The sequence below is a fragment of the Enterobacter cloacae complex sp. IR5422 genome, assembly GCF_049238165.1.
Lineage (GTDB): Bacteria > Pseudomonadota > Gammaproteobacteria > Enterobacterales > Enterobacteriaceae > Enterobacter > Enterobacter roggenkampii.
Map to the genome: position 1 here is coordinate 319,853 of NZ_JBMKHT010000001.1, position 6,880 is coordinate 326,732.

Consider the following 6,880-nt stretch of genomic DNA (forward strand, 5'->3'; position numbering starts at 1 on the left):
CCAAAAGAGAGGAGAAGAAAATTACCTGGGTTCAAGGGCAAACACTTCAAAACCTGCCTCGGTGACGCGCCAGCGAACGTTAAAATCCAGCAGCCAGACGGCGTACGTTTTACCTGCTTCCTCTTCTTTACGGTAGGCCGGACGCGGGTCCTGTGCCAGAACTTCGGTGATGAAATCCCGCAAGCGAGGATAGCGTTTCTCCAGTTGGCCGAACTGAGCGGTTATCTCAGGCGTAAAATATACAGGCATGTCCGCCTGTGGGGCGTCCTGAGCATAGCTTGCACGCGCGTCCGGAAGGGCTTCGGCGAAGGGCAAATAGGGTTTGATATCGATCACCGGCGTGCCGTCTACCAGGTCCAGGCTACCTAACTCCAGTATCACCCGATCTTTCTGGCAGCGTATGCCTTTCAGTTCAACTAGCGACATGCCAACCGGGTTTGGACGGAAGGTCGAGCGCGTCGCAAACACCCCCATTCTCGCATTGCCGCCAAGACGAGGAGGACGCACGGTAGGACGCCAGCCGCCTTCCATCGTCTGGTGAAACACGAACACCACCCACAGGTGGCTGAACGCCTCAAGCCCGCGTACCGCATCGGCCTGATTGTAAGGCGCAATCAGGTGAAGCTCACCGCGTCCGCTGGTGACAAGACCGGGCTGGCGGGGGACGGCGAACTTCTCTTTGTAAGGAGAGTGGATAACGCCTATCTGCTCGAACTGAAATGCACTCATTTCGCCGTGATGTTCAGCGCAGAACCGATGCACACCGCCTGACGGTAGCAGCCCGGCGTGCCGCTGGTGACTTCACAGCTGTGCAGCAGGACCGCGTTGGCTTTCATTTTTGCGGCATTAATCTGCATGCGTTTACGCGCTGTCGGGATATTCGGTGGTGAGTCCTGATTGGTCGCCTGACAGGATTCGCCGCTCACTTCGCCCAGTTCACGGAACGGTTTACCGACGAGTTCATCCGCTTTCGTGATAATGCGAACCGGCGCAGGGCGAACCACTTTCGGTTTCGCAGGCTCGGTCTTTGGCGGGGTTGCCGTGCTTTGAACAGGTTCAACGGGAGATCTGCTTAGCATAGAACAGCCGCTCAGCATGAGTGCTAAAAGACAGATCGGTAAAGCACGCATAATATTTCCTCAATGGATAATCAAAACGTCAGATATTGAATCAGTTGACTGCACAAATGACAAGACGGGCATAAGCCCGTCCTGATGATATTACACTGAGGTGAGATTACCAGCCTTTAACAGCGCCGCCGTTAAACACTTTGTTGGCTTCCTGGTAAACTTCGTCAGACTGATAGGCCTGTACGAATTTCTTCACGTTTTCCGCGTCTTTGTTGTCTTCGCGAGTCACGATCAGGTTTACGTATGGAGAGTCTTTATCTTCAACGAAGATACCGTCTTTAGCTGGGGTCAGGCCAATCTGGCTGGCGTACGTGGTGTTGATAACGGCCAGGGCAATCTGCGCATCGTCCAGAGAACGTGGCAGCTGCGGTGCTTCCAGCTCAACAATTTTCAGATTTTTCGGGTTCTCGGTGACATCCAGAACGGTTGGCAGCAGGCCAACACCGTCTTTCAGTTTGATCAGGCCCACTTTCTGCAGCAGCAGCAGGGAACGACCAAGGTTAGTTGGGTCGTTAGGGACGGCAACCTGAGAGCCCGGCTGCAGCTCGTCCAGGGATTTAATTTTCTTAGAGTAACCGGCAATTGGATAAACGAAGGTATTACCCACGCCCACCAGTTTATAGCCGCGATCTTTGATCTGCTGGTCCAGGTATGGTTTATGCTGGAAGGCGTTCGCGTCGATATCACCTTTGCTCAGCGCTTCGTTCGGCAGAACATAATCGTTGAAGGTCACCAGCTCCACGTCCAGGCCATATTTCTCTTTCGCCACTTTCTGAGCAACTTCTGCAACCTGCTGTTCTGCACCTACGATAACGCCCACTTTAATGTGGTTCGGATCTTTTTCATCCTGACCGCAACCCACCAGTGCCAGAGAGCCGATCAGCGCGCCTACTGCTGCGAAGGTCTTTAATTTAAACGCCATGTTTTATCCTTAACTCGTAGAGTTTATGTTGTGTGTAACGTTATTTGTGCGTAACAGCCCGGACGATGCGATCGCCAGAGAACTGGATTAAGTAAACCAGAACAACCAGCAATACCAGAACGGTATTCATCACGGTCGCGTTATATCCAATATAGCCGTACTGGTAACCAATCTGACCTAAACCGCCCGCGCCTACGGCACCGCCCATCGCGGAATAACCGACCAGGGTGATAAGCGTAATGGTTGCCGCATTCACCAGCCCTGGCAGTGCCTCAGGCAGCAGAACCTTGCGGACGATCTGCATCGGCGTGGCGCCCATCGCGCGGGACGCTTCGATCAAACCGGTTGGGATCTCCAGCAGGGCGTTTTCCACCATACGGGCGATAAACGGCGCAGCGCCAACGGTCAGCGGAACGATCGCCGCCTGCAGACCGATAGACGTTCCGACGATCACGCGGGTAAACGGAATCATCCACACCAGCAGAATAATGAACGGGATAGAACGGAAGATGTTCACCAGCGCAGAGAGCGTACGGTACAGCTTCGCGTTCTCAATGATTTGACCCGGACGCGTCACGTACAGCAACACGCCGACCGGCAGGCCAATCACAAAACCAAAGAAGCCAGAGACAAAGGTCATTGCCAGCGTTTCCCAAACGCCGCGAACCAGCAGCCACATCATCGGCTCAGACATAACCCAGTACCTCTACTTTTACGTGATGTTCTTGCAGCCAGGCAATGGCTGCCTGGGTTTCTTCTTGTGTGCCGTGCATTTCTGTCAGCATGATGCCGAACTTCACGCCACCGGCGTAATCCATCTGCGCGCTGATGATGTTGTTATTCACGTTAAAGCGACGTGCGGTTTCGGAAAGCAGGGGAGCATCAACGGACTGGCCGGTGAACTCCATGCGCAGCATCGGGACGCTGTCTGCTGTTGCTTCTGTTTTCAGACGTTCCAGATAGTCTTCCGGAATATCCAGATGCAGCGTGGACTGGATGAACTGCTGCGCCAGCGGGGTTTTCGGATGCGAGAACACTTCGCTTACCGTGTCCTGCTCGATCAGTTCACCGTTACTGATGACCGCCACGCAGTCGCAGATGCGTTTCACCACATCCATCTCGTGCGTAATAAGGAGGATCGTCAGGCCCAGACGACGGTTAATGTCTTTCAGCAGTTCCAGAATAGAACGCGTGGTTGCCGGATCCAGTGCGCTGGTGGCTTCATCACACAGCAGTACCTTAGGATTGCTGGCCAGCGCGCGGGCAATGGCCACACGCTGTTTTTGCCCACCGGACAGATTTGCCGGGTAGCTATCCTGTTTGTCGCCCAGACCCACGAGGTCGAGCAGCTCGGTAACGCGACGCTTCACTTCTTCTTTCGGCGTGTTATCCAGCTCCAGCGGTAAGGCAACGTTGCCGAACACGGTGCGGGAGGCCAGCAGGTTAAAGTGTTGGAAGATCATGCCAATCTGACGGCGCGCTTTGGTGAGTTCTTTCTCTGAAAGGGCGGTAAGTTCCTGGCCGCCAACTTCTACGCTGCCCTGGGTTGGGCGCTCAAGCAGGTTAACACAACGGATCAGCGTACTTTTACCTGCACCCGATGCGCCAATGACGCCATAAATTTGACCAGCAGGAACATGCAGGCTGACGTTGTTCAGCGCCTGAATGGTTCGGTTCCCCTGCTGGAACACTTTGGTGATATTGGAAAGTTTAATCATTAGATTATTTTTATCGTATGTAAGTTAGCCGTGGCATTTTCTTCTGCCAGATACGGGTGATGACCGTAAACAAAACGGATGTTAAGGCATCCAGACGTCTAAATCAATCCAACTCTGTACGATGAGCACTTTATTGCGCTGCGATTCATGAGATACTAGCTGAACATGCCTTTTTCAGGAGCAAACCGGTGGCAAAATCAGTACCCGCAATTTTTCTCGATCGTGACGGCACTATTAATGTGGATCACGGTTATGTCCATGAGATTGATGAGTTCGAGTTTATCGAGGGCGTAATAGATGCCATGCGCCAGCTGAAAGAGATGGGCTATGCGCTGGTGGTGGTGACGAACCAGTCTGGTATTGCACGCGGTAAATTCACCGAAGCGCAGTTCGAGACGCTGACGGAATGGATGGACTGGTCACTTGCCGACCGCGGTGTGGATCTCGATGGCATCTACTATTGTCCGCATCATCCGCAGGGCACCGTAGAAGCATATCGTCAGACCTGTGATTGCCGTAAGCCGCATCCGGGGATGTTTATCTCTGCGCAGGAGTTCCTGCACATTGATATGGCGGCTTCTTATATGGTTGGCGATAAACTGGAAGATATGCAGGCAGCCGCAGCCGCGGGTGTAGGGACTAAAATATTAGTGCGTACCGGCAAGCCAGTGACGCCAGAAGCTGAGAATGCGGCGGATTGGGTGATTAATAGTCTGGCCGATCTGCCAAAAGAGATTAAAAAGCACCAAAAATAGCCTTTTTGGTGAAAAGGTGAGCGGTTGAAATAAAAATGCATTTTTCCGCTTGTCATTCCTCGGCGGCTCCCTATAATGCGCCTCCATCGACACGGCGGATGTGAATCACTTCACAGACAACGCGGTCGGTTGAAGAGAAAAAATCCTGAAATAACGGGTTGACTCTGAAAGAGGAAAGCGTAATATACGCCACCTCGCAACGGTGAGCGAAAGCTGCGTTGCACTGCTCTTTAACAATTTATCAGACAATCTGTGTGGGCACTCAAAGTGACATGGATTCTTAACGTCCTCGGACGAAAAATGAATACCAAGTCTCTGAGTGAACATGCGTAATTCATTACGAAGTTTAATTCACGAGCATCAAACTTAAATTGAAGAGTTTGATCATGGCTCAGATTGAACGCTGGCGGCAGGCCTAACACATGCAAGTCGAGCGGCAGCGGAAAGTAGCTTGCTACTTTGCCGGCGAGCGGCGGACGGGTGAGTAATGTCTGGGAAACTGCCTGATGGAGGGGGATAACTACTGGAAACGGTAGCTAATACCGCATAACGTCGCAAGACCAAAGAGGGGGACCTTCGGGCCTCTTGCCATCAGATGTGCCCAGATGGGATTAGCTAGTAGGTGGGGTAACGGCTCACCTAGGCGACGATCCCTAGCTGGTCTGAGAGGATGACCAGCCACACTGGAACTGAGACACGGTCCAGACTCCTACGGGAGGCAGCAGTGGGGAATATTGCACAATGGGCGCAAGCCTGATGCAGCCATGCCGCGTGTATGAAGAAGGCCTTCGGGTTGTAAAGTACTTTCAGCGGGGAGGAAGGCGTTGAGGTTAATAACCTCAGCGATTGACGTTACCCGCAGAAGAAGCACCGGCTAACTCCGTGCCAGCAGCCGCGGTAATACGGAGGGTGCAAGCGTTAATCGGAATTACTGGGCGTAAAGCGCACGCAGGCGGTCTGTCAAGTCGGATGTGAAATCCCCGGGCTCAACCTGGGAACTGCATTCGAAACTGGCAGGCTAGAGTCTTGTAGAGGGGGGTAGAATTCCAGGTGTAGCGGTGAAATGCGTAGAGATCTGGAGGAATACCGGTGGCGAAGGCGGCCCCCTGGACAAAGACTGACGCTCAGGTGCGAAAGCGTGGGGAGCAAACAGGATTAGATACCCTGGTAGTCCACGCCGTAAACGATGTCGACTTGGAGGTTGTGCCCTTGAGGCGTGGCTTCCGGAGCTAACGCGTTAAGTCGACCGCCTGGGGAGTACGGCCGCAAGGTTAAAACTCAAATGAATTGACGGGGGCCCGCACAAGCGGTGGAGCATGTGGTTTAATTCGATGCAACGCGAAGAACCTTACCTACTCTTGACATCCAGAGAACTTTCCAGAGATGGATTGGTGCCTTCGGGAACTCTGAGACAGGTGCTGCATGGCTGTCGTCAGCTCGTGTTGTGAAATGTTGGGTTAAGTCCCGCAACGAGCGCAACCCTTATCCTTTGTTGCCAGCGGTCCGGCCGGGAACTCAAAGGAGACTGCCAGTGATAAACTGGAGGAAGGTGGGGATGACGTCAAGTCATCATGGCCCTTACGAGTAGGGCTACACACGTGCTACAATGGCGCATACAAAGAGAAGCGACCTCGCGAGAGCAAGCGGACCTCATAAAGTGCGTCGTAGTCCGGATTGGAGTCTGCAACTCGACTCCATGAAGTCGGAATCGCTAGTAATCGTAGATCAGAATGCTACGGTGAATACGTTCCCGGGCCTTGTACACACCGCCCGTCACACCATGGGAGTGGGTTGCAAAAGAAGTAGGTAGCTTAACCTTCGGGAGGGCGCTTACCACTTTGTGATTCATGACTGGGGTGAAGTCGTAACAAGGTAACCGTAGGGGAACCTGCGGTTGGATCACCTCCTTACCTTAAAGAACCTGCCTTTGTAGTGCTCACACAGATTGTCTGATGAAAAGTAAATAGCAAGGCGTCTTGCGATTGAGACTTCAGTGTCCCCTTCGTCTAGAGGCCCAGGACACCGCCCTTTCACGGCGGTAACAGGGGTTCGAATCCCCTAGGGGACGCCACTTGCTGGTTCGTGAGTGAAAGTCACCTACCGTCATATCTCAAAACTGACTTGCGAGTCACGTTTGAGATATTTGCTCTTTAAAAATCTGGATCAAGCTGAAAATTGAAACGACACATCTTTAAGGTGTGTTCGAGTCTCTCAAATTTTCGCAATCAGAAGTGAAACATCTTCGGGTTGTGAGGTTAAGCGACTAAGCGTACACGGTGGATGCCCTGGCAGTCAGAGGCGATGAAGGACGTGCTAATCTGCGAAAAGCGCCGGCGAGGTGATATGAACCTTTGA

At 52.8% G+C, this 6,880-nt stretch carries 6 protein-coding genes, 1 tRNA gene and 2 rRNA genes; 4 read left to right on the forward strand and 5 right to left on the reverse strand.

What is annotated here, in order from left to right; genetic code table 11:
- Positions 1-21: 21 nt before the first annotated feature.
- The 5 genes from tsaA to metN all read right to left on the reverse strand — a co-directional run bounded on the left by tsaA (position 22) and on the right by metN (position 3,770).
- On the reverse strand, positions 22-729 hold the full coding sequence (tsaA, locus tag ACOTXT_RS01495; RefSeq protein WP_023345466.1) for a tRNA (N6-threonylcarbamoyladenosine(37)-N6)-methyltransferase TrmO: 708 nt from the start codon (positions 727-729) through the stop codon (positions 22-24).
- A complete protein-coding gene (rcsF, locus tag ACOTXT_RS01500) occupies positions 726-1,130 on the reverse strand; it encodes an Rcs stress response system protein RcsF (protein WP_008501883.1) in 405 nt (134 codons plus the stop codon). The genes tsaA and rcsF overlap by 4 nt, the downstream gene beginning before the upstream one ends.
- Positions 1,131-1,236: 106 nt before the next feature.
- Positions 1,237-2,052 (reverse strand): methionine ABC transporter substrate-binding lipoprotein MetQ, encoded by an 816-nt coding sequence (gene metQ / locus ACOTXT_RS01505; RefSeq protein ID WP_014168729.1) that lies wholly within the window; start codon positions 2,050-2,052, stop codon positions 1,237-1,239.
- Positions 2,053-2,092: 40 nt separating this feature from the next.
- The gene (locus ACOTXT_RS01510; protein WP_003856130.1) at positions 2,093-2,746 is read right to left on the reverse strand and encodes a methionine ABC transporter permease MetI; all 654 of its coding nucleotides are present in this window, start codon (positions 2,744-2,746) and stop codon (positions 2,093-2,095) included.
- Positions 2,739-3,770: a methionine ABC transporter ATP-binding protein MetN gene (gene metN / locus ACOTXT_RS01515; protein WP_008501880.1), complete on the reverse strand. Its 1,032-nt coding sequence runs from the start codon at positions 3,768-3,770 to the stop codon at positions 2,739-2,741. The genes ACOTXT_RS01510 and metN overlap by 8 nt, the downstream gene beginning before the upstream one ends.
- 188 nt (positions 3,771-3,958) lie before the next feature.
- Here metN and gmhB point away from each other — a divergent pair, with 188 nt between their 5' ends.
- The 4 genes from gmhB to ACOTXT_RS01535 form a co-directional block, all read left to right on the forward strand.
- Complete coding sequence (gene gmhB / locus ACOTXT_RS01520) at positions 3,959-4,525, forward strand: D-glycero-beta-D-manno-heptose 1,7-bisphosphate 7-phosphatase (protein ID WP_008501879.1); 567 nt, start codon at positions 3,959-3,961, stop codon at positions 4,523-4,525.
- A gap of 368 nt (positions 4,526-4,893) precedes the next feature.
- Positions 4,894-6,435, forward strand: a 16S ribosomal RNA gene (locus ACOTXT_RS01525).
- An 85-nt stretch (positions 6,436-6,520) separates the two neighbouring features.
- A tRNA-Glu gene (locus tag ACOTXT_RS01530) sits at positions 6,521-6,596 on the forward strand.
- Positions 6,597-6,778: 182 nt separating this feature from the next.
- Positions 6,779-6,880: ribosomal RNA gene (locus ACOTXT_RS01535) — 23S ribosomal RNA — on the forward strand; the annotation flags it as partial.

Excerpts from the sequence above, each read along its gene's own strand:
- tsaA (WP_023345466.1), bottom strand. The coding sequence starts at position 729 with ATGAGTGCATTTCAGTTCGAGCAGATAGGCGTTATCCACTCTCCTTAC.
- rcsF (WP_008501883.1), bottom strand. The coding sequence starts at position 1,130 with ATGCGTGCTTTACCGATCTGTCTTTTAGCACTCATGCTGAGCGGCTGT.
- metQ (WP_014168729.1), bottom strand. The coding sequence starts at position 2,052 with ATGGCGTTTAAATTAAAGACCTTCGCAGCAGTAGGCGCGCTGATCGGC.
- ACOTXT_RS01510 (WP_003856130.1), bottom strand. The coding sequence starts at position 2,746 with ATGTCTGAGCCGATGATGTGGCTGCTGGTTCGCGGCGTTTGGGAAACG.
- metN (WP_008501880.1), bottom strand. The coding sequence starts at position 3,770 with ATGATTAAACTTTCCAATATCACCAAAGTGTTCCAGCAGGGGAACCGA.